The organism is Cryobacterium tagatosivorans (assembly GCF_004402215.1).
Classification (GTDB): domain Bacteria; phylum Actinomycetota; class Actinomycetes; order Actinomycetales; family Microbacteriaceae; genus Cryobacterium; species Cryobacterium tagatosivorans.
On record NZ_SOEZ01000038.1, the window covers coordinates 81,010 to 105,003 of the forward strand.

Here is a 23,994-nt window from a genome sequence, read left to right on the forward strand (position 1 = left end):
TCTTACCAGTTGGCAGGGAGATCGGGTGCTGGAGTGCCCGACGGGACTGCCCGGTACTTCTTCAACGCCTGGCTCATGACCTTCTGGAAGATCGGAGCGGAGGCGGCAGACGTATTCATTTTAACAGGATCCGCGAGGCTCACCGACACGACGAACTGCGGATCGTCCGCCGGGGCGAAGCCGGAGACCGAAACCAGGTAGCCCCTGGAGTACCCGCCCTTGCCATTGGGCATCTGGGCCGTGCCGGTTTTCGCGGCCACTCGGTAGCCGGGAATCTCCCATTTGGAAGCCACCCAACTATTGGCGTAAACCATCTCCAGGACGTCCGACGTGGCGTGGGCGGCCTCGGCGGAGATGACCCGGCTCCCGCTCGCGTCGGCCTTGTCCAGCACGCTGCCGTCGGCCTGGCGGCATCCCTCGACCAGCGTCACGGGCATCCGGACGCCGTCGTTGGCGATGGTCTGGTAGATGCTCGAGACCTGCAGCGCCGTCGTGGTGAGGCCCTGGCCGAACATTGTCGCGTACGCGGTCTGGGGGTCCCATTTCTCGTACGGGTGCAGGATGCCCGAATCTTCCCGGGGGAAACCGGTTTCCGTCGGGGTGCCGACTCCGAATTTCTTCATGTAGTCGTAGCGCTGCTGGTCGCTCAGGAGCTCCCCGAACTTCGACATCCCGGTGTTCGAGGACTCGATCATCACCCCGGTCAGGGTGAGCTTCTCGTCGTCGTGCCGGTGGCTGTCGTTGACGTTGGCGCCGTTGCCCGGCTTGTACCGGTAGGGCGCGATGATGTGCGTCTTGAGCGTGGCCTTGCCGGAGTCGAGCACGGATGCCGAGGTGAGCGTCTTGAACGTCGACCCGGGTTCGAACGAGTCGGTGAAGGCCCGCGAGCCGCGGTTCTTCGCCGCGGTGGCGCTCACGTTGTTCGGGTCGACGGTCGGGTAGTCGGCCACGGCGAGGAGCTTGCCGGTCTTGACCTCCTGGACGACGACGGTGCCCCAGGCCGCGCCGGTCGCCTGGGCCTGCTCGGCCAGCGCCTGCTGCACGAACCACTGCAGGTCGCGGTTGATGGTCGTGACGACATCGCCGCCGTCGACGACCTGTTTCGCGGTGACGGTGCTGCCGGGAATGCGGACCCCGTCCGCGCCCTTCTCGTAGGTTTCCACGCCGTTGGTGCTGGCGAGGCAGGAGTCCTGGCCGACCTCGAGGCCGGCCTGCGGTTCCCCGTCCGCCGACACGAAGCCGACGAGGTTCCCGGCGACGGCGCCGTTCGGGTAGACCCGGCTGGGGTTGGTCCTCGGGTAGATCCAGGGGATGCTGAGCTCCTTGATGGCGCGCAGGGAGTCGACATTGACCTTCTTGGCCACGTAGGCGAAGTCGGAGTTCTTGTTCGCGGCGAGGGAGTCGGTGATGATCCCGAGGATCTCGTCGCCGGTCTGTCCGGTGATCGCCCCGATTTCCGCCGCGGCCTGGGCCACGGTGACGGTGACCGGTCCGGCGTCGGTCGTGCGGGTGAACTCCCCCGCGTTCCGCGGGGAGATCGTGATGTCGTAGCGCATGACGGTGCCGGCGAGCACGTCTCCGTCGGAGGAGAGGATGTCGCCGCGCGAGCCGTAGACGGTCTGTTCGACGGAGCGGTTGCCGAGCGAGTCGGCGCTGAGGGTGTCCGCCCGGACGACCTGGATGTCGATGAGGCGGACCACGAAGACGCCGACGATCGCGAAGAGCAGGACGACGGTGACGGCCAGGCGACGCCGGTCGGACCTGGCCGAATTGCTGGACTTGCCTGGGCGAGCCCCGGGGTTCAACGGCACCGTCACATCCTCACTGCGGCCGGGGCCGCGTTAGCGCGTTGAAGGGGAAGGAAGCCCGCTGGCCGGAGCCGCCGGGGCGGCCGGGGCGTGAGCGGCTCGCGCTGCGGCGGAGCGTCCGTGCCCCGTGGCGCTGGTGGTGCCGATTCCGGTGCCCTGCGCTCCGGCCGGAACAAGGTCCGTGACCAGCGGGATGCCGGAGAGGAGCGCGTTCGGCACGAGTCCGGCCGCGCCGCTGCCGGCGTTGGCCGGTGTGCCGGCGGCCGAGACCGGGGCGCCGAGCACGGCGCCGTCGGACAGGCGGAGGTAGGCGGGGGTGGAGTTGCTGACCATGCCGAGCGCCGCCGCGTTGGCGGCCAGGTTCTGTGGCGATGACACCTTGACGAGGTCCTCGCTGAGGCTTTCCGTGGTGCGTCCGAGTTCGACCTGGCTGGACTGGAGGGTGGAGATCTCGTAGGCGCCCTGGGAGATTCCGACGCTGAGCAGCAGCTGGGCGATCACGATGACGGCCATGCCGGCGCCCGCGGTCAGGGCGTAGACGATCCGGGGGCGGGTCCGGCGCTCTGCGCGCGGGGCAACGGCCTCGATGTGGCGGCGTGCCGCCGGGAGGGCCTGGGCCCAGATCCCCTGGCCGCTCGGCTCGAGCACGCGTGCGAGATTGTCGCTCATTCGACCCTCCTCAGTCGTTCGGCGGCGCGGAGCCGCACGGATGTTGCGCGCGGGTTCAGCGCCTTTTCTTCGTCAGAGGCTTGTTCGGAGCCGCGGATCAAAAGTGCGAAGACCGGCTTGTGTTCGGGGAGTTCGACCGGCAGCCCGGCCGGGGCGCTCGAGCTGGACGCCTTGGCGAACACCTTCTTCACGATCCGGTCCTCGAGCGACTGGTAGGCCATGACGACGATGCGTCCGCCGACGGTGATCGCTTCGAGCGCGGCCGGGATGGCGCGTTCGAGGACGGCCAGTTCCTGGTTGACCTCGATGCGGAGTGCCTGGAAGACCCGCTTGGCGGGGTGCCCCATCCGCTGGACGGCCACCGGGGTCACCGCGGTGATCACGTCGACCAGCTGACCCGAGCGCACGAACGGGGTCTTCTCGCGGGCCTCGACGATGGCCTTCGCGTACCGGGCGGCGAGTTTTTCTTCGCCGTACTCCTGGAAGATGCGTCGCAGCTCCGCCTCGCTGTACTCGGCGATGATGCGCTCGGCGGTGAGGTCGGAGGTGCTGTCCATGCGCATGTCGAGCGGCGCATCCTTCGAGTAGGAGAAGCCGCGCTCGACCCGGTCGATCTGGAGCGAGGAGACGCCGAGGTCGAACAGGACCCCGTCCACCTCGTCGATTCCGAGGCCTTCGAGCGCGTCACGGATGCCGTCGTAGACGGTGTGCACCAGGTGAACTCGCCCGTGGAACGGCTTCAGCCGCTCTTCGGCGATCGCGAGGGCCTCGAGGTCGCGGTCGAGCCCGACGAGGACCAGCCCGGGGAAACGCTGCAGCAGCGCTTCGGCGTGGCCGCCCATGCCGAGGGTGGCGTCGACGAGCACGGCGCCGGGCTTCTGCAGGGCGGGTGCGAGCAGCTCGATGCAGCGCTCGAGCAGGACTGGGGTGTGGATGTCGTTGATGGCCATAGTTCTTGCCGGGTCCGGTTCCTGGTTCCTGATCCCCATCCATTCTTTCCTGCCACCGGGGAAGTGTGTCAGGCATGAACGGCTGGGAGTCAGGCGCCAGGGACTAGAAGAGTCCCGGAATCACCTCCTCCGTTGTGTTGGCGAATGAGGTCTCTTGTTCGGCGAGGTAGGTCTCCCAGGCTTCGCTGTCCCAAATCTCGACTCGGCTGCCGGCGCCGATGACGGTGAGCTCGCGGTCGAGGCCCGCGTAGGCGCGGAGGTTTGCGGGGATGGTCACCCGGTTCTGCTTGTCCGGCGTCTCGGCGCTGGCGCCGGAGAGGAAGACGCGCAGGAAGTCGCGGCCCTGCTTGCTCGTGATGGGCGCCTGGCGGATCTTCTCGTGCAGCTCCTCGAATTCGCGCGAGCTGAACACGTAGAGGCAGTTCTCCTGGCCGCGCGTCATGACGATGCCGGTGGAGAGCTCGTCCCGGAACTTCGCCGGCAGGATGATGCGTCCTTTGTCGTCGAGCTTGGGGGCATAGGTTCCGAGAAACATGCATCCCCCCTTTCTCGACCGGCCGTGTTCCGAGTATGGCTCCACTTTACTCCACTATCCACCACTGAACAGCAAATTGGCACGTTTTTTGGAGCAATTGTCCCCAAAAGCCCCCCAGTCCACGGGGCACCAGGCGGTGGAGGGAAAATTCACGCCTGACCTGCTTTCGGGCGCAAAAAAGGGGCCGATCCGAAGATCGGCCCCGAAGATGGGCGGTGCGAAGGTCGCTGTCAGGCGAATGGAGGCCGAATGGAGGGCCCGTGGAGGGCGGTGGTGGAGGGCGGAGGGTGCGGCTGACGGAGCCTACGCCGGCTCGCGCCGGTTCAACTCAGGTGATTCGGCTGAATCGGCCGAATCAGCGCTGCCCGTCCTGGCGGCGGTCCCAGCGGTCGTTCAGGCGGTCCATGAATCCCTTGTTGGCCCCGGTGCGCTGGCCGGGACCCGGGCGGCCGGCGGTTGCGCCGCGGGAGCCGCCGCCGGAACCACCCCTGACGTTGCCCCCGGGCGTGATGGCGATCAGGACTCCGGCGAACATGATGATGAATCCGAGCACCCCGAGCCACAGCTGCTGCAGGGCGACGCCCGCGATGAGGGCGGCAATGCCCGCGACGGCGAGGAGGACACCGAGAACGACAGACCGATAATTGGGTCGAAGCCGCGTCACACCGACCGTCGACACGAAGTCAACGTCGTTGTGATAAAGGCTGCGCTCCATCTCCTCGAGGAGTCGCTGCTCTTGCTCAGAAAGCGGCATCTCATTCCCCTCCAATTTCGGGATCGAGCGGGTTAGACCCTAATTCTAGTCCCGCCGGGATGGCTAGGCTAGGCACGTGGCTGATAGCACTCGTCTTGTCGAACAGGTTCATGTCCGCATCGACGAATTTCTCAATACGCGTGTTCCAATTGTGGCCGCGATAAGCCCCGACCTCACTCCCCTGGTGGACTTCTCACGGCAGTTTCTCAGCGGTGGCAAGCGATTCAGGGCGCTGTTCTGCTACTCGGGATGGCAGAGCGCAGGAACGGCGGCGGCCGACAGCTCCCCCATCGTTTCCGCGGCCGCCGCGCTCGAGATCTTCCATGCCGCGGCGCTGGTCCACGACGACATCATCGACAATTCGGACACCCGCCGGGGCGCGGCATCCGCACACAAGCTGTTCGAGGGCATGCACGCCGAGAGTTCCTGGGCCGGCAGCGCGAGCGACTTCGGTCGAGCCGCCGGGATCCTGCTCGGCGACCTGCTGCTCGGCTGGAGCGACGAACTCCTGGACGAGGGGCTCGCCGCCGCCCCCGACGGGGAGGCCGCCCGCCTCGCCCGGACCGAGTTCAACCGGATGCGCACCGAGGTCACGGCCGGCCAGTATCTCGACATCCTGGAGGAGCGCGCCTGGCTGACCCAGCCGGAGGACGAACTCCTGGACCGGGCACTGCGGGTGATCGTCTTCAAGTCCGCGAAGTACAGCGTGCAGGCGCCGCTCGTGATCGGGGCGGCGCTCGCGGGGGCGAGCCCGGCCCAGCTCGACGCGCTTCGCGCGTTCGGCCTGCCGCTCGGCATCGCGTTCCAGTTGCGGGACGACCTGCTGGGCGTCTTCGGCGACGCCGCGGTCACCGGCAAGCCCAGCGGCGACGACCTGCGCGAGGGCAAGCGCACGGTTCTGGTCGCGCTCGCGCGCCAGGGCATCGCTGACGGGCCGCGCCGCACCCTGGACGACCAGCTCGGCGACCCCACCCTCGATGAGTCGCGGATCGTCGTCCTGCAGGGCGTCATCCGGGACAGCGGGGCGGTCGACCGGGTCGAGGCAATGATCGAGGCCAACGTGGCGGAGGCCCTGCGGGCGCTCGAGGGCTCGCCGATCGGCGAGGACGCCCGGGAGCAGTTGCGGTCCCTCACCGAGCAGGTCACGCGCCGCGCGTTCTAGCGGCGGAATCGATCCGCAGCGGGACGTCTACAGCGGGACGGTGCGCGCCGCGCGCTCGACCGCGGCGAGGCACAGCTCGACATCGGCGGCATCCGTCGACCAGTTGCTCACCGAGATCCGCAGCACGTTCCGGTCGCGCCAGCGGGATCCGGACATCCAGGTGGTGCCGTCCGCGATCAAACGCTCCGTCACGCGGCGGGTCCGCTCGTCGTCGCCGAAGCTCACGCAGACCTGGGTGAAGACGACGTCGTTGAGCACCTCGGCGCCCGGTATCCGGGCCATCCCCTCCGCAAGCGCTCGGGCCCGCTGCGCGAGCCGCTCCACCAGCGCCACCGTGCCCGAGCGGCCGAGCGAGCGCAGCGCCGCCCAGACCGGGACCCCGCGGGCGCGGCGGGAGAGCTCAGGGACCCGCTCGAACGGATCCCCCGGGCCGTGCTCGTCCGCGACCAGGTAGGCGGTGCGGACACCGAAGACCGACCGCAGGACGGCCGGCCGGGAGACGATGGCCACGCCGCAGTCGTAGGGGACATTGAGGGTCTTGTGCGCGTCCGTCGCCCAGGAGTCCGCGGTCGGCAGGCCGGCGAGGTGCTCGTGATAGAGGGGGCTGGCCGCGGCCCAGAGCCCGAAAGCGCCGTCGACGTGCACCCAGGCGTCGTGCCGGTGGGCGATGGCGGTCGCCTCCCCGATCGGGTCGAAGGATCCGGAGTGCACGTTGCCGGCCTGCAGGCAGACGATGGCCGGGCCGGAGGAGCGGTCCATCGCCTCGGCCAGCGCATCCGCTCGGAGCCGGCCCTGCTCATCGACGGCGATTTCGACGGGCGCGCCGAGACCGAGGTAGCGGAGCGCGAGGTCGATGACCTCGTGCCGCTCGCGGCCGACGTAGACCGTGATGCGCGGCGCCCCGAACAGCCCCTGGGCGTCGAGGTCCCACCCGGCCCGGCGCAGGAGGTGCTGGCGGCCGGACGCGAGCCCGACGAAGTTCGACATGGTGGCTCCCGTGGTGAAGCCGACGTCCGCGTCCTGCGGCAGGCCCAGGATCTCGATGATCCAGGCGGCGGCGGTTTCCTCGAGGGCAGCGGTCGCCGGCGTCGCGAACCGCATCGCGGCGTTCTGGTCCCACGCGCTGACCAGCCAGTCGGCGGCCATCGCCGCCGGCAGGGTCCCGCCGATCACCCAGCCGAAGAAGCGGCCGGACGGCATGGCCATCAGCCCCGGTTCGGCGACTGCCGCGAGTTCGTCGATGACGTCGGCCGGGTCCAGGGGCTGGTCCTGCAGGGTCGCCGACAGCCGGGACACCAGCTCGTCGGCGTCGACCAGGGGGCCGACCGGGCGCTCGGGCACCGAGGCGAGCCACTCCAGGGCGTGCGCGTGTGCTCTCTCCAGCGCCTCACCGTAGGCGTCCGCCTGAGCCGACATGCCGGAAGTGTACTGCCGCCCCGCCCCGCGGGGGAAGGCCGGGCGTCGAGCGGTCTAGGCGAGTGCCTGGGCGACCCGGCGCACCTCGGCCTTGCGGCCGGCCCGCAGCGCGACAATCGGTTCGACGCCGAGGCTGTCGTCCACGTCGAGCAGCCATTCCATGGCCTGCTCGTCGGTGAAGCCGTCGTCGGAGAGCACGATCAGCGTGCCGCGGAGTTCGGCGAGGGGCGCGCCGTCCCTGATGAACAGCGCGGGAACCTGGATCGTCCCGTCGCGGCGCACCGCTAGAAGCTGCTTGTCGTCAATCAGCTGCCGCACGCGGCTCTGGCTCTGGCCGAGCAGGTTGACGAGGTCGGGAATGGTCAGCCACTGCTGCTCTGAAATCGAGTCGGTCACGGATCCAGACTGCCATGAAACACCGGGAGCGACAAACATCCGCGCCAACGAATTCCCACGAGTTCACTCAAGCCACACCCGTCACGGTGATTGACTCTGATACCTATCTATGCCAGCGTTGGGGGCATACGCAACACAGGAACGGGAGTGCCATGTCGGCTGAGTCGGACAGTATCCCCGCAAGGGATGCCGAGCCGGGCGACACGCCCCGCCGGCCCACCTTCCTGGAGGCCTGCCGTTCCCGCGGCCTCTTCGCGAGCATCCCGATCGTGATCATCAGCACCATCGCGATGACCCTGAACCTCGCGTCGCCGGCGGATGCCGCGACGATCGTGAAGAAGCCTGTCAAGGTTAAGAGCACCCTCCCCGCCGTCGTCCCGGCGCCGACTCCGAGCGCCGCCGTGTCCCGCGCTCCGGCCAGGGCCGTGCCGACCCAGTACGTCGTGGTCGAGGGTGACACCATCAGCGGCATCGGCGGGCGGTTCGGACTGTCCACGGCATCCGTGCTCGCGCTGAACGGCCTTGGCTGGTCGTCGATGATCTTCCCCGGCCAGAAGCTCACCCTGACCGTTCATGCGGCTCCCCCGGCCGCCGTCCCCGCCAGGAAGCCGGTCGCGGCGGAGATCACGCGCTACAAGGTGAAGAGCGGCGACACGATCAGTGGCATCGCGGCCGCGCACGGCCTGACGACCGCCGCGGTCCTCAGCGCGAACGGCCTGGGCCGGGCCAGCATCATCTTCCCCGGACAGGCGATCGTGCTGCCCAACGCCGCCCCCGCGGCGACCTCGACCGGTGCATCCGCCCCCGCTCCAGCCGCCGCCCCGGCGCCGGCGCCCGTCAAGGCCGCCGCTCCCGCGGCCGCACCCGGTCCCGCACCGTCCAGCTACACGATCGCCCGCGGCGACACGATCACGACGGTCGCCGCCACCGCCGGGCTGCCGGTGCAGGCCATCCTCGACGCCAACGGACTCGGCTGGTCCAGCATCATCTACCCCGGCCAGGTGCTGAAGATCCCCACCATCACCCGCCTGACCGCCGAGATGCGCGGGAACGCCCAGATCATCGTCGCCGTCGGCCGCAGGGCCGGAGTCAGCGACCGCGGCCTCGTGGTCGCGCTGGCCGCCGCGGCCCAGGAGTCCGGACTGCGCAACGTGCAGTACGGCGACCGCGACTCGCTCGGCCTGTTCCAGCAGCGGCCCAGCGCCGGCTGGGGATCGGCCGACCAGGTGCTCGATCCGGTGCGCGCCAGCCGCGCCTTCTTCGGCGGCGCGGACAACCCCAACCGCGGCGTGACCCGCGGGCTGCTCGACATCCGCGGCTGGGAGTCGCTGACGGTCACCCAGGCCGCCCAGGCCGTCCAGATCTCGGCCTACCCGAACCACTACGCCAAATGGGAAGCCTCCGCGCGCGTCTGGGTCGCCGAGCTCGACTGACCCGTCTTCGCGGGCTCGCTTGCCCCCCAAACACCCGGCTCACGGTGTTTTATCGGGGTTCCGACGGCAGCGTTCCCTAGACTTGACGGGTGAGTGAAAGCCCAACCGATCCGATGATCGGCCGTCTGATCGATGGCCGGTATCAGGTGCGCTCGCGAATCGCGCGCGGCGGCATGGCGACGGTCTACCTCGCGACCGACCTCCGCCTGGAACGGCGCGTGGCCATCAAGATCATGCACGGCCACCTCGCCGACGACAACAGCTTCAAGGCGCGTTTCGTGCAGGAGGCGCGTTCCGCGGCCCGGCTCGCACACCCCAACGTCGTCAACGTGTACGACCAGGGGCAGGATGCCGACATGGCCTACCTGGTCATGGAGTACCTCCCGGGCATCACCCTGCGCGACCTGATCAAGGACTACGGGCGGCTCACGCCGGAACAGACGATGGACATCCTGGAGGCGGTGCTCGGCGGCCTCGCCGCCGCGCACAAGGCCGGGATCGTGCACCGCGACCTCAAGCCGGAGAACGTGCTCCTCGCCGACGATGGCCGGATCAAGATCGGCGACTTCGGACTCGCCCGCGCCGCGAACAACAACACGGCGACCGGGCAGGCCCTGCTCGGCACGATCGCCTACCTCTCCCCCGAACTCGTCACCCGTGGGATCGCCGACGCCCGCAGCGACATCTACGCGCTCGGCATCATGACCTACGAGATGCTCACCGGCGAACAGCCCTACGTGGGCGAAGCGCCGATGCAGATCGCGTACCAGCACGCGAACGACACCGTGCCGATGCCGAGCGTCAAGGTGCCCTCCATCCCCCGCGAACTCGACGAACTCGTGCTCTGGGCGACGGCCCGCGATCCTGAGCAGCGGCCGAGGGACGCGCGCGTCATGCTCGACCAGCTGCTCGACGTGGAGAAGCTGGTCCGTCCGGCGTCCGCTGACACCGGCATGGCGCCCACCATGATGTTCCCGGGTGGCTTCGGCGACGCCTCGGCCACGGCGGACACCCAGATCCTCGGCGCGCAGCCGCTGGCCAAGCCGGCGGCGGCACTGCCGAGCAGCAGCACGCTGCTGGCCACGAAGGGCGAGAAGCGCAAGCGACGCGGGTACTGGCTGTTCACGCTCGTGGTGCTGCTCGCCGCCCTCGCCGGGGGAACCGGCTGGTACTTCGGATCCGGTCCCGGCTCACAGATCGCCGTCCCGAGACTCGCGTCTATGACGCCGGAGAAGGCGGCCGCGGCGCTGGCCGAACTTGACCTCACGTCGAAGCCCGGTGAAGAGTACAACAACGAGATCGCCGCGGGGCTCGTCTCGAGCACCAAACCCGACGCCGGAACGCGCGTTGCCAAGGGCACCGCCGTGACGGTCCTCGTCTCGAAGGGTCGCCAGCCCATCACCCTGCCGACGCTCACCGGGCTGGGCCAGGACGCGGCCGAGACGGCGATCACCGACCTGGGCGCGACGGTCGGCAGCACGGACGAGGTCTTCAACAGCTCGCTCGAGGAGGGCACCGTCGTCTCGGCCACCCGCGAGAGCGACGGGGGTGACGTCTCCAAGGGCGGCGCCTACTTCGAAGGGCTCGCCGTGAACCTCGTCGTGTCCCTGGGGCCCATCCCGGATGTCACGGGCAAGTCAGTTCCCGATGCCACCGCCATCCTCAAGGAAAAGGGGCTGGGCGCCGAAACCGGCGAGCAGCGCTACAGCGACACGATCGCCAAGGACGCGGTGATCAAGCTTTCCGCCGCCAAGAGCGGACCCGTCCGGGTGGGTGACGTGCTCGTTCTGACCACGTCGCGCGGCCCGGAGCCGGTCGAAGTACCAAACGTCGTCGGCAAGCCGTGGGAAGAGGGAAAGAAAATCCTCACCGACCTTGGCTTCAAGCTCAAGTACAACCCCGGTGCGGATGCGATTGCGGCCGTGCTGACGATCGACGCCACGGACCCGGCCGCCGGTCAGACAATCCCCAAGGGCGCCACGATCGAGCTCACCCCGAAGTTCTAGCGGCCCTCCCGTTCTACCGCGCCTTCCGCCGAACTGTGAGTTCGGCACCTTCGCGGCGGGCGGGAAGGTGCCCAACTCACGGTTCGGCGGTGCCGAAAGGGTGGCATGGAAGAGCACCCGCTGGAAGGATTACTCCTCTGAACGTGCCTCGTTGGCTCGCGTGGCCGTCGACCGGAGTTCGGCGCTGATCGCAGTGCCGATGGGGGTCTCCGGCTCTGTCACGTAGGTGTGCCCGGTCGGGGTGGTCCAGGTCAGGGTTCCCGTTCCGTCGGTGGCCTGGCTGACCTTCCAGCCGGCCTCGTGTTTGAGGGCGTGGCCGGCTGGGCAGAGGTGGGCGAGGTTATTGTGGTCGGTCCGCCCGCCGAACGCCCAGTCGAGGCCGTGGTCGATGTCGGAGCGGCTGGCCGCCCGGCTGCAGCCCGGGTGCCGGCAGGTGCCGTCGCGCACCTGCACCTCGTCGCGCCCCCTCACCCAGCGAGAGTCGCCGTTTCCGCCGAGAATCCCCGTTGCAACGGCGACTCTCGGCGGAAACGGCGACTCTCGGCACCGAAACCGGCGCTAGCGGACCGCGAGCTCCTCCGCCACGAGGAACGCGAGTTCCAGGGACTGCATGTGGTTCAGGCGCGGGTCGCAGAGCGACTCGTAGCGGGTGGCGAGGGCAGCCTCGTCGATGTGCTCCGAGCCGCCCATGCACTCAGTGACGTCGTCACCGGTCAGCTCCACGTGGATGCCTCCCGGGTGCGTTCCGACCGCGCGGTGAGCCTCGAAGAAGCCCTTGACTTCGTCGACGACGTCGTCGAAACGGCGCGTCTTGTAGCCGGTCGGCGTGGTCACGCCGTTGCCGTGCATCGGGTCGGTGACCCAGAGCGGGTTCGCGTCGCTGGCCTTGACCGCCTCGAGCAGCGGCGGCAGGGCATCCCGGATCTTGCCGGCGCCCATCCGGGTGATGAAGGTCAGGCGGCCCGGCTCGCGATTGGGGTCGAGGACGTCGATCAGGCGCATCATGTCGTCGATCGAGGTCGTCGGGCCGAGCTTGACGCCGATCGGGTTGCGCACGCGGGAGAGGAAGTCGACGTGGGCGCTGTCGAGGTCGCGGGTGCGCTCCCCGATCCAGACGAAGTGCGCCGAGGTGTTGTACGGCGTTCCGGTCCGCGAGTCGATGCGCGTCATCGGCCGCTCGTAGTCCATCAGCAGGCCCTCGTGGCTGGTGTAGAACTCCGTTCGCCGCAGCGCCTCGAAGTCGGCGCCGCAGGCGATCATGAACTTGATCGCCCGGTCGATCTCCTTGGCCAGCTTCTCGTAACGCTGGTTCGCCGGGTTCGCCGCGAAGCCCTGGTTCCAGCTGTGCACCTGGCGGAGGTCGGCGAATCCACCCTGGGTGAACGCACGGATGAGGTTCAGGGTCGAGGCGGCCGTGTGGTACCCCTTCACCAGGCGCGCCGGGTCGGCCTCGCGGGACTCCGGGGTGAAGTCGTAGCCGTTGACGATGTCGCCGCGGTAGGCCGGCAGCGTCACGTCGCCGCGGGTTTCGAAGTCGCTCGAGCGGGGCTTGGCGAACTGCCCGGCCATCCGCCCCATCTTCACGACGGGCATGGAGGCGCCATAGGTGAGCACGACGGCCATCTGCAGCACGGTCTTGACCCGGTTTCGGATCTGCTCGGCGGTGGCACCGCTGAAGGTCTCGGCGCAGTCGCCGCCCTGCAGCAGGAACGCCTCGCCGCGGGCGGCCTGGGCCAGCCGGTCGCGCAGGATGTCGACCTCGCCGGCGAAGACGAGCGGCGGCTGGGTCGCCAGTTCAGCAGATGCCGCGGCCACGGCCTCGGCATCGGGCCAGGTCGGCTGCTGCTTGATCGGAAGCGTGCGCCAATAGTCCAGGCCCGCGATCACTGCTTTATCTGCGACGACGACGGGTTCGGTGGGGTCTACCACGGGACGATTCCAGTTTCTCTTGGTGGCGCGCGTGAATTCGCGGGCCGGGGGCATGAGGGAAGGTCGGATCAGCGCTGAAACCGATTATCGAAGCTTACCGCGAAAGGTTTGCCCGCTTCTCTTTCACGCTGGTCGCGTAGACGTCCACGTACTCCTGGTCGCTGAGCGTGCGCAGTTCGTACATGAGTTCGTCGGTGATTGAGCGCAGGACGAACCGGTCACCCTCCATGCCCTCGAAACGACTGAAATCGAGCGGCTCGCCGATGATGATTCCGATGCGGCGCACCTTGGGGATCCGGGTGCCGGTCGGCATGGCCTTCTCGGTGTCGATCATGGCGACCGGGATGACGGGGACGCCGGCCTCCAGCACCATGCGGGCCACGCCGGTGCGACCGCGGTACATCTTCGCGTCGGGGCTGCGGGTGCCCTCCGGGTAGATGCCCAGGACGCCGCCAGAGCGCAGCACGCGGAGCCCGGTGTTCAGGGAGTCCTCGGATGCCTTGCCGCCCGAGCGGTCGATCGGGAGCTGGCCGGTGGCCTTAAAGAACTGGCGCGTGGCCCAGCCCCTCAGCCCCTTGCCGGTGAAGTACTCGCTCTTGGCCAGGAAGACGACCCGCCGCGGCACGACCAGGGGCAGGAAGACCGAGTCGATGAAGGAGAGGTGGTTGCTGGCGAGGATGACACCGCCCTCTTTCGGGATGTTGTTCAGCCCGACGATCCACGGCCGGAACAGCGCAAGCAGGATCGGACCGACCACAATGTTCTTCATGATCCAATAGAACATTGTTCGATTCCTTCCTGAGTTGGAAAGCCTACTGCTCGATGACGTGCTTGCGCGCGAGGTCGGCCGCGCCGACTACACCCGCGTCGTTGACGAGCTGGGCGGTGGTGAAGTCGGCCTCGGGGTGGTAGCCGCGAGCGGGCAGGTTGTCGAGGTAGGCCGCGCGAATCGGTTCGAGCAGGAGCTCGCCCGCGACGGCCACTCCCCCGCCGAAGACGAACACCTGCGGGTCCAGCACAGCGGCCAGGCTCGCACAGGCCTGGCCGAGCGCGCCGCCGAGCTGGCGCAGGGCCGCCAGCGCGCCGCCGTCGCCGGCCTGGATCAGCGCGCTCACGTCGACGCCGGTCAGCGTCCCGGTGCGAGCGCGTGCGGCGGCGAGGCCGAGGCCGATGCCGCCGGCATCCGCGAATTCGTTGGAAATGCGCAGCAGGGCACGGCCGGAGCCGTACTGCTCGATGCAGCCGTGGGCGCCGCAGCCGCAGGGCAGGCCGTTCGGGATGAGCCGCAGGTGGCCGAGCTCCGCGCCCACGCCGAATCCGCCGACGAAGAGGCGGTTGCGGGAGACGATGGCGCCGCCGACGCCCGTGCCGATGGTCAGGGTGACCATGTCGCTGTAGTTGCGGCCGGCGCCGAAGCAGAACTCGGCCCAGCCGGCCGCGTTCGCGTCGTTCTCGATGATGATCGGCAGGTCGAGCCGGGCCTCGAGCTTCTTCCGCAGGGGCTCATTACGCCAGTTGATGTTCGGCGCGTAATACACGGTCGACTGGGCCGCGTCGATGAAACCGGCGGCGGCGACCCCCGCCGCGATGACGTCCTCCCCCTCGGAGAGGTTCCGGATCATCGCCACGACGGCGTCCTCGATTTCGGCCGGATCGCCCGCGGACGTCGGCGTCCGGTCGGAACGGATGATGTTCCCGGCTTCGTCGACCAGCGCCCCGGCGATCTTTGTGCCGCCGATGTCGATCCCAATGGCATGCACGAGGGCACCTTTCGTCGGCGAGCGTTGTGGAAACCTGATCCGCCGCATCCGGAGCGGACACCGCAGTACCCAATAGAGTGTAGTAAATCAGCATCCCGCCGGGCGAAACACCCGCCCATCCGGCCCAAAGGAGTCGCCGTGCGACAGTTTGATGTTCCCGCCATTGTTCCTGCCGACCCGGCAGCCAATGTGACGGACCTGCTCGTCGATCGCCTGAAGGCGACGCCCAATATGGTTCTGTTCTCCCTGCCGGTGAACGGCGAGTGGCTTCCGGTCACCACCGCCGAGTTCCACGCCCAGGTGATCGCCCTGGCCAAGGGGTTCGTCGCGGCGGGCATCGAGCCCGGCGACAAGATCGGCCTGATGTGCAAGACCCGGTACGAGTGGACGCTCGTCGACTTCGCCGCCTGGTTCGCCGGCGCCGTGCTCGTCCCGGTCTACGAGACCAGCTCCCCCTCGCAGATCCAGTGGATCCTCGGCGACTCGGACGCGAAGGCGCTCATCCTCGAAACGGCGGACCACTTCGCGCGCTTCGACGAGGTGCACCCGGAACTGCCGTTCATCACGACCGTGTGGCAGATCGGCCTCGGCGACCTGGACAAGCTCGCCGCGAGCGGCACGGCTGTCCCGGATGCCGAGATCGAGCGTCGACGCGGACTCGCCGTCGGAAGCGACATCGCCACCCTGATCTACACCTCGGGTTCCACCGGAAGGCCCAAGGGCTGCGTGTTGACGCACGCCAACTTCGTCGAGACCTGCCGCAATGCCGCAGTCGCCCTCAAGGAGGTCCTCACCGACGAGAACGGTGCATCCACCCTCCTGTTCATCACGACCGCCCACGTGTTCGCCCGGTTCATCTCGGTGCTCTGCGTTCACGCCGGCGTGCGCGTCGGCCACCAGCCCGACACCAAGCAGCTCCTCCCGGCGCTCGGCAGCTTCAAGCCCACCTTCCTCCTCGCGGTGCCTCGGGTGTTCGAGAAGGTCTACAACTCGGCCGAGCAGAAGGCCGAAGCCGGCGGCAAGGGCAAGATCTTCCGCGCGGCCGCCGAGGTCGCCGTCGCCCATTCGCAGGCGCTCCAGGCCGGCCAGGCCATCCCCCTGGTGACGAAGATCAAGTTCGCCCTCTTCGACCGGCTCGTCTACAGCAAGCTGCGCGCCGTCATGGGCGGCAACGTGAAGTACGCGGTGTCCGGATCCGCCCCGCTCGGCGCGCACCTCGGTCACTTCTTCCACAGCCTGGGAATCGTCATCCTCGAGGGCTACGGCCTGACCGAGACCACCGCCCCGGCCACGGTCAACCTGGCCACCAAGTCCAAGATCGGCACGGTGGGCCCGGCCCTCCCCGGCGTCTCCGTGCGGGCCATGGACGACGGAGAAATCCAGGTCAAGGGCGTCAACGTCTTCAAGGAGTACTGGAAGAACCCCGCCGCCACGCTCGGCACGTTCGAGGACGGCTGGCTGAAGACCGGCGACATCGGCGCCTTCGACGAGGAGGGCTTCCTCACCATCACCGGGCGCAAGAAGGAGCTCATCGTCACGGCCGGCGGCAAGAACGTCGCCCCGGCGGCCCTCGAGGACCCGATCCGGGCAAACTCCCTCGTCGGCCAGGTCGTCGTGGTCGGCGACCGGAAGCCCTTCATCGCCGCCCTGGTCACCCTCGATCCGGACATGCTGCCGGTGTGGCTGAACAACAACAAGGAAGACGCCGGGATGTCCCTGGCCGAGGCCTCCGTGAACAAGGCGGTGCTCGCCGAGGTGCAGCGTGCCGTCGATCACGCCAACGAGCACGTGTCGCGGGCCGAGTCGATCCGCAAGTTCATCGTGCTGCCGACGGAGCTCACGGAGGCCAACGGCTACCTCACGCCAAAGCTCAGCATCAAGCGCGACCTGATCCTCAAGGACTTCGCGGACACGATCGAGGGCCTGTACGAGGGAGCCCCGGTCACCGAGGGCTTCTCGATCCGGGACTGATCCGGGACTGATCCGCGGGGGTCACCCCGTGCTCGGTCTCGCCGGCCTCGAATACCGGGGTCGGCCTATCGCCGAACCGTGAGTTTGGCACCTTCGTCGGGCTCCTGAAGGTGCCAAACTCACGGTTCGACGGTGGGGTGATCGAGCATCCGCAGGCTCGAGCACAGCGGGGGCGGTTTAGAACCAGGCGGACTCGCGGACTTCCCTCATCGCTGCCCGGCGGTTCTCTTTGTCCAGCCGGTCGAGGTAGAGCAGTCCGTCGAGGTGATCGGTTTCGTGCTGCAGCGCCTGGGCCATGACGCCGGTGCCCGAGAGTTCGACCGTCTCTCCCTCGAGATCGGTACCGACGACCCGGGCGAACGGATACCGCTTCGTCGGGTACCAGAGGCCGGGAACGGAGAGGCAGCCCTCGTCGACCAGCTCCGGCTCACCGGACAGTTCGACGATCGACGGGTTGAGGATGTAGCCGACCTCGCCGTCGACGTTGTAGCTGAACGCGCGCAGGTTCACCCCGATCTGCGAGGCCGCCACCCCGGCGCGGCCCGGCAGGCGGACGCTGTCGAGCAGGTCGGTGACGAGCCCGCGGACCCGGTCGTCGACGGTGAGGATCGGGTCGGAGACGGTCTTCAGGACCGGGTCTCCCAGGAGACGGATCTGGCGCTCGGGCACAGGGGACTTCCAATGATCGGGGCGGCGGCTGCTTCGTTACTTGCTGCGGTTGGCCGGGAGGCCCTCGACGACCAGCGCCGCGAGGGTCCGGGCCGCCAGCTGGGTGATCGGCCGCAGGTCCTTGAAAGACACGACGCTGCCGGCGGCCAGCTGGGGGTCGTACGGAATGCGCACGATTTCCCGCACCCGTGACCGGAAGTGCGACTCGATCTCCTCGAGTTTGACCAGGTTGGTGCCCTGCGTGGCCGTGTTCAGCGCGACGATGGCGTTCCGGACGAGGTCGCCGTAGCCGTTGGCCTCGAGCCAGGTGAGGGTCTCGGAGGCCAGCCGGGCCTCGTCGACGCTGCCGCCGGAGACGATCACGACCGCGTCCGCTCGCCGCAGCGTGGCGCGCATGACCGAGTGCACGATGCCGGTGCCGCAGTCGGTGAGCACCATCGAGTAGTAGCGGGCGGCTAGGTCGGCAACGACGTTGTAGTCGTCTTCGTCGAACGCCTCGGAGAGGAGCGGATCGGTGTCGGAGGCCAGGATGTCGAGCCTCGTTTCATCCCGGGACACGAGCGCCGAGAAATCCGTGAAGTTGCCGATCGACGCGGCCTTGGTCACGACATCGCGGACCGTCGACCTGGTCTGCTTGCTCACCCGCTCCGAGAGGGTTCCGCGGTCGGGGTTCGCGTCGACGGCGATGATTCGGTCTTCCCGGGCATCGGCCAGCGCCATCCCGAGCAGCGTGGTCACCGTGGTCTTGCCGACGCCGCCCTTGCGGGTGAGGATCGGCACGAAGCGCGTGCCGCCCTCGAACTGCTTGCGGATGCGTTCGGTCATTTCGTCGTGCGCGATCACGCGGGCCGAGTCGCCGAGGTTCACGAGGTGCAGCGTGGCGTCGTAGACCAGCCGGTTGAAGCCGCCGCGCGGCGGGCGGCGGGTCTGGCGGTTGACCGCCAGCAGGCGGTCGGAGGTCAGCATGTTCGCCGACTCCGGAGCGCCGCCGTCGCGCGAGCGTCCCTGGGGGGCGCTCTCGCCCCGGGTGACCGGGACGCTGATCTCGACGCTGCGCGTGGCCGGCGACGACGCTGCGGGCGCGGCCGGCGTCGCCGCGGCATCCCGGCTGGTGCGTGCGGCAGGCGTGGCCGGCGTGGCCGGTGGCGTTCGGGTCACCGACCGTCGCGGGGCGTCCGACACCTCGATCGGGATGCTCAGGCTCTCCGGGAGAGCCGAAGCCATGTTCTCGACCGTGTGCGGCGGCAGTTCGCTGTGGTACTCGTCAGTCGGCGGGGCGGCCGGGTCGGCGCCCGGTTTTGCCGTGGGTCGCCGTCCGACGCTCTCGTCGTCCCTGCGTGTGTCTGGCAACAGTCCAGTCTCCTCGTCGGTGGATCGAGGACCTATCCTACCGTGGGCGCACGACGACGAGCAGGTCGCCGGCGTCGACCTGCTGGGTCTTGGGGATCGCGACGCGTTCGACGAAGCCGTCGATGGGGCTGGTGATCGCCGCTTCCATCTTCATGGCCTCGATGGATGCCACGCTCTGGCCGGCCTTGACGTGGGCGCCTTCCTCGACCTGCAGGGTGACCACGCCGGAGAACGGGGCGGCGACCTGGCCGGGCTGGTTCGCGTCGGCCTTCTCGGCGACCTTCGTCTCGACCGTGATGCTCCGGTCCCGCACGAACACGGGCCGGAGCTGGCCGTTGAGGATGGTCATCACCGTGCGCATGCCCTTGTCGTCGGCGTCGCCGATGGCCTCGAGCCCGGCGTAGAGCCGCACACCCTTCTCGAGCTCGATGACGTGTTCCTGGCCCTGCTTGAGGCCGTAGAGGTAGTCGACGGTGTCGATGACGGACAGGTCGCCGTACTGCTCCCGGCTATGTTCGAACTGCCGGGTCGGCGCGGCGAAGAGCAGCTGGTTGAGCATCGCCCGGCGGGTGCGGCTGTCACCGGCCAGCGCGGCCCGTTCCTCCGCGGTGATCTCGGTGACCCCGATCCGGATGGTCTTCCCGGCGAGGACCTTGCTGCGGAACGGCTCCGGCCAGCCGCCGGGCAGATCGCCCAGCTCCCCGGCCATGAAACCGACGACCGAGTCGGGCACGTCGTACTTGTCCGGGTTCTCGGCGAAATCGGCCGGGTCCGCGCGGACCGCGGCGAGGTACAGGGCCAGGTCGCCGACGACCTTGGACGACGGGGTCACCTTGGGCACCCGGCCGAGGATCGTGTTCGCCGCGGCGTACATGTCCTCGATCAACTCGAAATGGTCCGCCAGGCCCAGCGCGACCGCCTGGGTGCGGAGGTTGGAGAGCTGACCGCCGGGGATCTCGTGCTTGTACACCCGCCCCGTCGGCGACGCCAGGCCCGACTCGAACGGCCGGTACACGTGCCGCACGGCCTCCCAGTACGGCTCCAGGTCACACACGTTCTGCAACGACAGCCCGGTGTCGCGTTCCGTGTGCGCCAGCGCGGCGACGAGGGACGACGCGGACGGCTGGCTGGTCGTGCCGGCCAGCGGGGCGCTGGCCACGTCGACGGCGTCCGCCCCGGCGCGGGCAGCCGCGAGGAGCGTGGCCAGCTGGCCGCCGGGGGTGTCGTGGGTGTGCACGTGCACCGGCAGGTCGAACCGGTCCCGGAACGCGGTCACGAGCTTCTCCGCCGCCGCCGGCCGGAGCAACCCGGCCATGTCCTTGATCGCCAGGACATGCGCGCCCGAGTCCACGATCTGCTCGGCCAGGCGCAGGTAGTAATCCAGCGTGTACAGGTTCTCCGCCGGGTCGAGCAGGTCCCCGGTGTAACAGACGGCCACCTCGGCCAGGCTCGTGCCCGTGGCCAGGACCGCGTCGATCGCGGGGCGCATCTGCGACACGTCGTTCAACGCGTCGAAGATCCGGAAGATGTCCACGCCGGTGTCCGACGCCTCACGCACGAACGCGTCGGTCACCTCCGTCGGGTAGGGCGTGTAGCCGACCGTGTTGCGGCCGCGGAGGAGCATCTGGATGTTGATGTTCGGCAGCGCCTCCCGCAGCGCCGCGAGGCGCTCCCACGGGTCCTCGCCGAGGAACCGGAGCGCAACGTCATAGGTCGCCCCGCCCCACGCCTCGACCGAGAGCAACTGCGGAGTCAACCGGGCCACATACGGCGCCGCCGCAACGAGGTCGCGGGTGCGCACCCGCGTCGCCAGCAACGACTGGTGCGCGTCCCGGAACGTCGTGTCCGTCACCGCCAGGGCCGTCTGCGCGCGGAGCGCGGCCGCGAACTTCTGCGGGCCGAGCTCGAGCAGCCGCTGCCGCGACCCGGCCGGGGCCGGCACGGCCAGGTCGAGCACCGGCAGCTTCTCCGCCGGGTGCACGTTGGTCGTCGGGGCGCCGTTGGGCTGGTTCACGGTGACGTCGGCGAGCCAGTTGATGATCTTCGTGCCACGGTCCTTCGACGGACGACCGCGGAGCAGGTGCGGACGCTCGTCGATGAACGAGGTGCTCAGGTCCCCGGCGGCGAAGTCCGGGTCGTCGAGCACGGCCTGGAGGAAGGGGATGTTCGTCGACACCCCGCGGATGCGGAACTCCGCCAGCGCCCGCTTGGACCGGGTGACGGCCGACGCGTAGTCGCGGCCGCGGCAGGTGAGCTTGGAGAGCATGGAGTCGAAGTGCGGGCTGATCTGCGCGCCCGGGTTGATCGTCCCGCCGTCCATCCGGATGCCCGCGCCGCCCGGCGACCGGTAGGTGGTGATCTTGCCCGTGTCGGGCCGGAACCCGGCGTTGGGGTCCTCGGTCGTGATCCGGCACTGCAGGGCCACGCCGCGGAGCTGGATCTTGTCCTGGGTCAGGCCCAGCTCGGCGAGGGTCTGCCCGGCCGCGATCCGCATCTGCGACTGCACCAGGTCCACATCGGTGACCTCCTCGGTCACCGTGTGCTCGACCTGGATCCGCGGGTTCATCTCGATGAACACGTGCTGCCCGGCCCGCTCCCCCACCGTGTCCAGCAGGAACTCGACCGTGCCCGCGTTGACATAACCGATCGACCGGGCGAACGCGACGGCATCCTTGTAGAGCCGCTGCCGGATCTCGTCGGACAGATTCGGCGCCGGCGCGATCTCGATCACCTTCTGGTGACGGCGCTGCACCGAGCAGTCCCGTTCGAACAGGTGCACCGTCTCCCCGGTCGAATCCGCGAGGATCTGCACCTCGATGTGCCGCGGGCGGAGCACCGCCTGCTCGAGGAACATGGTCGCGTCACCGAACGCGCTCTTCGCCTCGCGCATTGCCTCCTCAAGGGAACCGCGCAGCTCCGCGGCCGAATCGACCCGGCGCATCCCGCGCCCGCCGCCGCCGGCGACGGCCTTCGCGAACAACGGGAAACCGATCTCGGCCGCCTGGCCGATCAACTCGTCCACGTCCAGCGACGGACGTGTGGACTGCAGCACCGGCACCCCCGCGGCGATCGCGTAATCCTTCGCGGTGACCTTGTTGCCGGCCATTTCCAGCACGCTCTTGCCCGGACCGATGAACGTGATCCCGGCCGCGGCGGCCGCCTCGGCCAGTTCCGGGTTCTCGGACAGGAAACCGTAGCCCGGGTAGATGGCGTCCGCGCCGGACTCCTTCGCCACCCGGATGATCTCGCTCACGTCCAGGTACGCGCGCACCGGGTGCCCGGGCTCGCCGATCTGGTACGCCTCATCGGCCTTCAGCCGGTGCAGGGAACTGCGGTCCTCATAGGGGAACACCGCCACCGTCTTGGCACCGAGTTCATAGGCCGCTCGGAACGCGCGAATCGCGATCTCTCCACGGTTGGCAACGAGGATTTTGGAGAACATTCAGACCTTTCGAGCGCGGCGCGGCACACAGCTGGCGGTTAGGTTCTCTAAGACTAGTGAAGGTAACGTTGTTGATTGTGCATGTACTCAGCGTCAGCTCCCTCAAAGGAGGCGTAGGAAAGACCACGGTGACCCTTGGTCTTGCTTCTGCTGCCTTCGCCCGCGGTGTGCGCACCCTCGTAGTGGATCTCGATCCCCAGTCGGACGTGTCGACCGGGATGGATATCCAGGTCGCCGGGCACCTCAATGTCGCCGATGTGCTGGCCTCTCCCAAGGAGAAGACCGTGCGCGCCGCGATCGCCCCGAGCGGCTGGACGCGCGGCCGCCAGGGCACCATCGACGTCATGATCGGCAGCCCCTCGGCCATCAATTTCGATGGCCCGCACCCCAGCATCCGCGACATCTGGAAGCTCGAGGAAGCGCTCTCGACCGTCGAGAAGGAGTACGACCTCGTGCTCATCGACTGCGCCCCGTCGCTCAACGCCCTCACCCGCACGGCCTGGGCCGCCAGCGACCGCGTCGCCGTGGTGACCGAGCCCGGCCTGTTCTCCGTGGCCGCCGCCGACCGCGCCCTGCGCGCCATCGAGGAGATCCGCCGCGGGCTCAGCCCGCGCCTCCAGCCGCTGGGCATCATCGTCAACCGTGCCCGCACGGCGTCGATGGAGCACCAGTTCAGGATCAAGGAACTTCGCGACATGTTCGGCCCGCTCGTGCTCAGCCCGCAGTTGCCCGAGCGCACCTCGCTGCAGCAGGCCCAGGGCGCCGCGAAGCCGCTGCACATCTGGCCGGGCGAGAGCGCCCAGGAGATGGCCGGCTACTTCGACCAGCTGCTCGAACGCGTGCTGCGCACGGCTCGCATCGGCGAGTACGCCGAACAGCCCGCGAACTAGCCCCAGGAACCGGCGCCAGGGACGAGCCCCAGGAGCTTGCGCCCGGGGACTCGAGCCCGGAACCAGAGCCCGGGATCAGAGCCCCCGGCGCCCGTTCCGGCGGCCCCGGACTGTTACGCCGCGTGTCAGGCCTCCGCGCCTTGGGCGTGTCCCGCACCCGCAGCCTCGCCGAACTGTGAGTTTGGCACCTTCCGGGTGCCCGCGAAGGTGCCAAACTCACAGTTCGGCGAGGCCGGCGAGGGCGGCGAGCGACTGCGGGTGGCTAGGAGATCTTGCGGGCCGTGCGGCGCTGGGCGAGTTCGTCGGCGGGGTCGACGGCCTGGGTGTTGAGTTCGACCAGGCTGGTCTCCACCTCGCGGAGCACCTTGCCGACGGCGATGCCGAAAACGCCCTGGCCTCGGCTGACCAGGTCGATGACCTCGTCGTTGGAGGTGCAGAGGTAGACGCTGGCGCCGTCGCTCATCAGGGTGGTCTGGGCCAGGTCGCTCACGCCGGATTCCCGGAGCTGGTTGACGGCGGTGCGGATCTGCTGGAGCGAGATGCCGGTGTCGAGGAGACGTTTGACGAGCTTGAGGACGAGGATGTCGCGGAATCCGTAGAGCCGCTGCGAACCGGATCCGGCGGCCCCGCGAACGGTGGGTTCCACCAGTTCGGTGCGAGCCCAGTAATCGAGCTGGCGGTAGCTGATGCCGGCGGCGCGAGCGGCGACCGCTCCGCGATACCCCGAGTTCTCGTCGAGTTCGGGCATTCCGTCGGTGAAGAGCAGTCCAAGACCGTAGCGTGAGGCGTCATCACGGGGATTGAGTTCACTCATTCGATCGCCTCTCGAGGGTTTGTCTGCGATATTCGGATCG

The 23,994-nt window shown here is 68.8% G+C and carries 20 protein-coding genes; 5 read left to right on the forward strand and 15 right to left on the reverse strand.

What is annotated here, in order from left to right; all coding sequences use genetic code 11:
• Nucleotides 1–2 precede the first annotated feature (2 nt).
• From E3O23_RS07495 to E3O23_RS07515, 5 genes are all read right to left on the reverse strand, one after another.
• A complete protein-coding gene (locus tag E3O23_RS07495; RefSeq protein WP_241983372.1) occupies nucleotides 3–1,811 on the reverse strand; it encodes a peptidoglycan D,D-transpeptidase FtsI family protein in 1,809 nt (602 codons plus the stop codon).
• A 30-nt stretch (nucleotides 1,812–1,841) separates the two neighbouring features.
• Entirely contained in the window at nucleotides 1,842–2,477 is a 636-nt protein-coding gene (gene ftsL, locus E3O23_RS07500) for a cell division protein FtsL (RefSeq protein ID WP_134489680.1), read from the reverse strand.
• The gene (rsmH, locus tag E3O23_RS07505; RefSeq protein ID WP_134489682.1) at nucleotides 2,474–3,427 is read right to left on the reverse strand and encodes a 16S rRNA (cytosine(1402)-N(4))-methyltransferase RsmH; all 954 of its coding nucleotides are present in this window, start codon (nucleotides 3,425–3,427) and stop codon (nucleotides 2,474–2,476) included. Before rsmH ends, ftsL begins: the two co-directional genes overlap by 4 nt.
• A 103-nt stretch (nucleotides 3,428–3,530) precedes the next feature.
• On the reverse strand, nucleotides 3,531–3,962 hold the full coding sequence (gene mraZ, locus E3O23_RS07510) for a division/cell wall cluster transcriptional repressor MraZ (RefSeq protein WP_134489684.1): 432 nt from the start codon (nucleotides 3,960–3,962) through the stop codon (nucleotides 3,531–3,533).
• Nucleotides 3,963–4,317: 355 nt separating this feature from the next.
• A complete protein-coding gene (locus tag E3O23_RS07515; RefSeq protein WP_134489686.1) occupies nucleotides 4,318–4,716 on the reverse strand; it encodes a DUF3040 domain-containing protein in 399 nt (132 codons plus the stop codon).
• A gap of 76 nt (nucleotides 4,717–4,792) precedes the next feature.
• Here E3O23_RS07515 and E3O23_RS07520 point away from each other — a divergent pair, with 76 nt between their 5' ends.
• The gene (locus E3O23_RS07520) at nucleotides 4,793–5,878 is read left to right on the forward strand and encodes a polyprenyl synthetase family protein (protein WP_134489688.1); all 1,086 of its coding nucleotides are present in this window, start codon (nucleotides 4,793–4,795) and stop codon (nucleotides 5,876–5,878) included.
• 27 nt (nucleotides 5,879–5,905) lie between these two features.
• Here E3O23_RS07520 and E3O23_RS07525 read toward each other — a convergent pair whose 3' ends face one another.
• Both E3O23_RS07525 and E3O23_RS07530 read right to left on the reverse strand, forming a co-directional pair.
• A complete protein-coding gene (locus E3O23_RS07525) occupies nucleotides 5,906–7,294 on the reverse strand; it encodes a pyridoxal phosphate-dependent decarboxylase family protein (RefSeq protein WP_134489690.1) in 1,389 nt (462 codons plus the stop codon).
• Nucleotides 7,295–7,348: 54 nt separating this feature from the next.
• Entirely contained in the window at nucleotides 7,349–7,690 is a 342-nt protein-coding gene (locus tag E3O23_RS07530) for a DNA-binding protein (RefSeq protein WP_134489692.1), read from the reverse strand.
• Between the two features lie 290 nt (nucleotides 7,691–7,980).
• Between E3O23_RS07530 and E3O23_RS07535 the strand changes: the two genes are divergently transcribed.
• A complete protein-coding gene (locus E3O23_RS07535; RefSeq protein ID WP_134489792.1) occupies nucleotides 7,981–9,123 on the forward strand; it encodes a muramidase family protein in 1,143 nt (380 codons plus the stop codon).
• Between the two features lie 89 nt (nucleotides 9,124–9,212).
• A complete protein-coding gene (gene pknB, locus E3O23_RS07540; RefSeq protein ID WP_134489694.1) occupies nucleotides 9,213–11,129 on the forward strand; it encodes a Stk1 family PASTA domain-containing Ser/Thr kinase in 1,917 nt (638 codons plus the stop codon).
• A gap of 129 nt (nucleotides 11,130–11,258) precedes the next feature.
• On the opposite strand, the gene E3O23_RS07545 is transcribed toward pknB, so the two are convergent.
• The 4 genes from E3O23_RS07545 to E3O23_RS07560 all read right to left on the reverse strand — a co-directional run bounded on the left by E3O23_RS07545 (nucleotide 11,259) and on the right by E3O23_RS07560 (nucleotide 14,818).
• Entirely contained in the window at nucleotides 11,259–11,600 is a 342-nt protein-coding gene (locus E3O23_RS07545; protein WP_134489696.1) for an HNH endonuclease signature motif containing protein, read from the reverse strand.
• Between the two features lie 87 nt (nucleotides 11,601–11,687).
• Nucleotides 11,688–13,058 (reverse strand): class II 3-deoxy-7-phosphoheptulonate synthase, encoded by a 1,371-nt coding sequence (locus E3O23_RS07550; protein WP_420897646.1) that lies wholly within the window; start codon nucleotides 13,056–13,058, stop codon nucleotides 11,688–11,690.
• A 94-nt stretch (nucleotides 13,059–13,152) separates the two neighbouring features.
• On the reverse strand, nucleotides 13,153–13,842 hold the full coding sequence (locus tag E3O23_RS07555) for a lysophospholipid acyltransferase family protein (protein WP_134489699.1): 690 nt from the start codon (nucleotides 13,840–13,842) through the stop codon (nucleotides 13,153–13,155).
• 28 nt (nucleotides 13,843–13,870) lie between these two features.
• Nucleotides 13,871–14,818, reverse strand: a complete 948-nt coding sequence (locus tag E3O23_RS07560) for an ROK family glucokinase (protein WP_134489701.1) — start codon at nucleotides 14,816–14,818, stop codon at nucleotides 13,871–13,873.
• A 138-nt stretch (nucleotides 14,819–14,956) separates the two neighbouring features.
• On the opposite strand from E3O23_RS07560, the gene E3O23_RS07565 reads away from it, so the two are divergent.
• A complete protein-coding gene (locus E3O23_RS07565) occupies nucleotides 14,957–16,789 on the forward strand; it encodes an AMP-dependent synthetase/ligase (RefSeq protein WP_134489703.1) in 1,833 nt (610 codons plus the stop codon).
• Nucleotides 16,790–16,966: 177 nt separating this feature from the next.
• On the opposite strand, the gene def is transcribed toward E3O23_RS07565, so the two are convergent.
• From def to E3O23_RS07580, 3 genes are read right to left on the reverse strand one after another with little or no spacing between them, the layout of a single operon-like run.
• Nucleotides 16,967–17,458 (reverse strand): peptide deformylase, encoded by a 492-nt coding sequence (gene def, locus E3O23_RS07570; RefSeq protein ID WP_134489705.1) that lies wholly within the window; start codon nucleotides 17,456–17,458, stop codon nucleotides 16,967–16,969.
• Nucleotides 17,459–17,494: 36 nt separating this feature from the next.
• On the reverse strand, nucleotides 17,495–18,808 hold the full coding sequence (locus E3O23_RS07575) for a MinD/ParA family ATP-binding protein (RefSeq protein WP_241983373.1): 1,314 nt from the start codon (nucleotides 18,806–18,808) through the stop codon (nucleotides 17,495–17,497).
• 37 nt (nucleotides 18,809–18,845) lie between these two features.
• Nucleotides 18,846–22,250, reverse strand: coding sequence for a pyruvate carboxylase (locus tag E3O23_RS07580; protein WP_134489707.1), 3,405 nt, complete (start codon nucleotides 22,248–22,250; stop codon nucleotides 18,846–18,848).
• A 77-nt stretch (nucleotides 22,251–22,327) separates the two neighbouring features.
• Here E3O23_RS07580 and E3O23_RS07585 point away from each other — a divergent pair, with 77 nt between their 5' ends.
• Nucleotides 22,328–23,140: a ParA family protein gene (locus tag E3O23_RS07585; protein ID WP_134489796.1), complete on the forward strand. Its 813-nt coding sequence runs from the start codon at nucleotides 22,328–22,330 to the stop codon at nucleotides 23,138–23,140.
• A gap of 262 nt (nucleotides 23,141–23,402) precedes the next feature.
• Here the strand turns inward: E3O23_RS07585 and E3O23_RS07590 are convergent, their stop codons facing one another.
• A complete protein-coding gene (locus tag E3O23_RS07590) occupies nucleotides 23,403–23,954 on the reverse strand; it encodes a MerR family transcriptional regulator (RefSeq protein WP_134489709.1) in 552 nt (183 codons plus the stop codon).
• Nucleotides 23,955–23,994 lie beyond the last annotated feature (40 nt).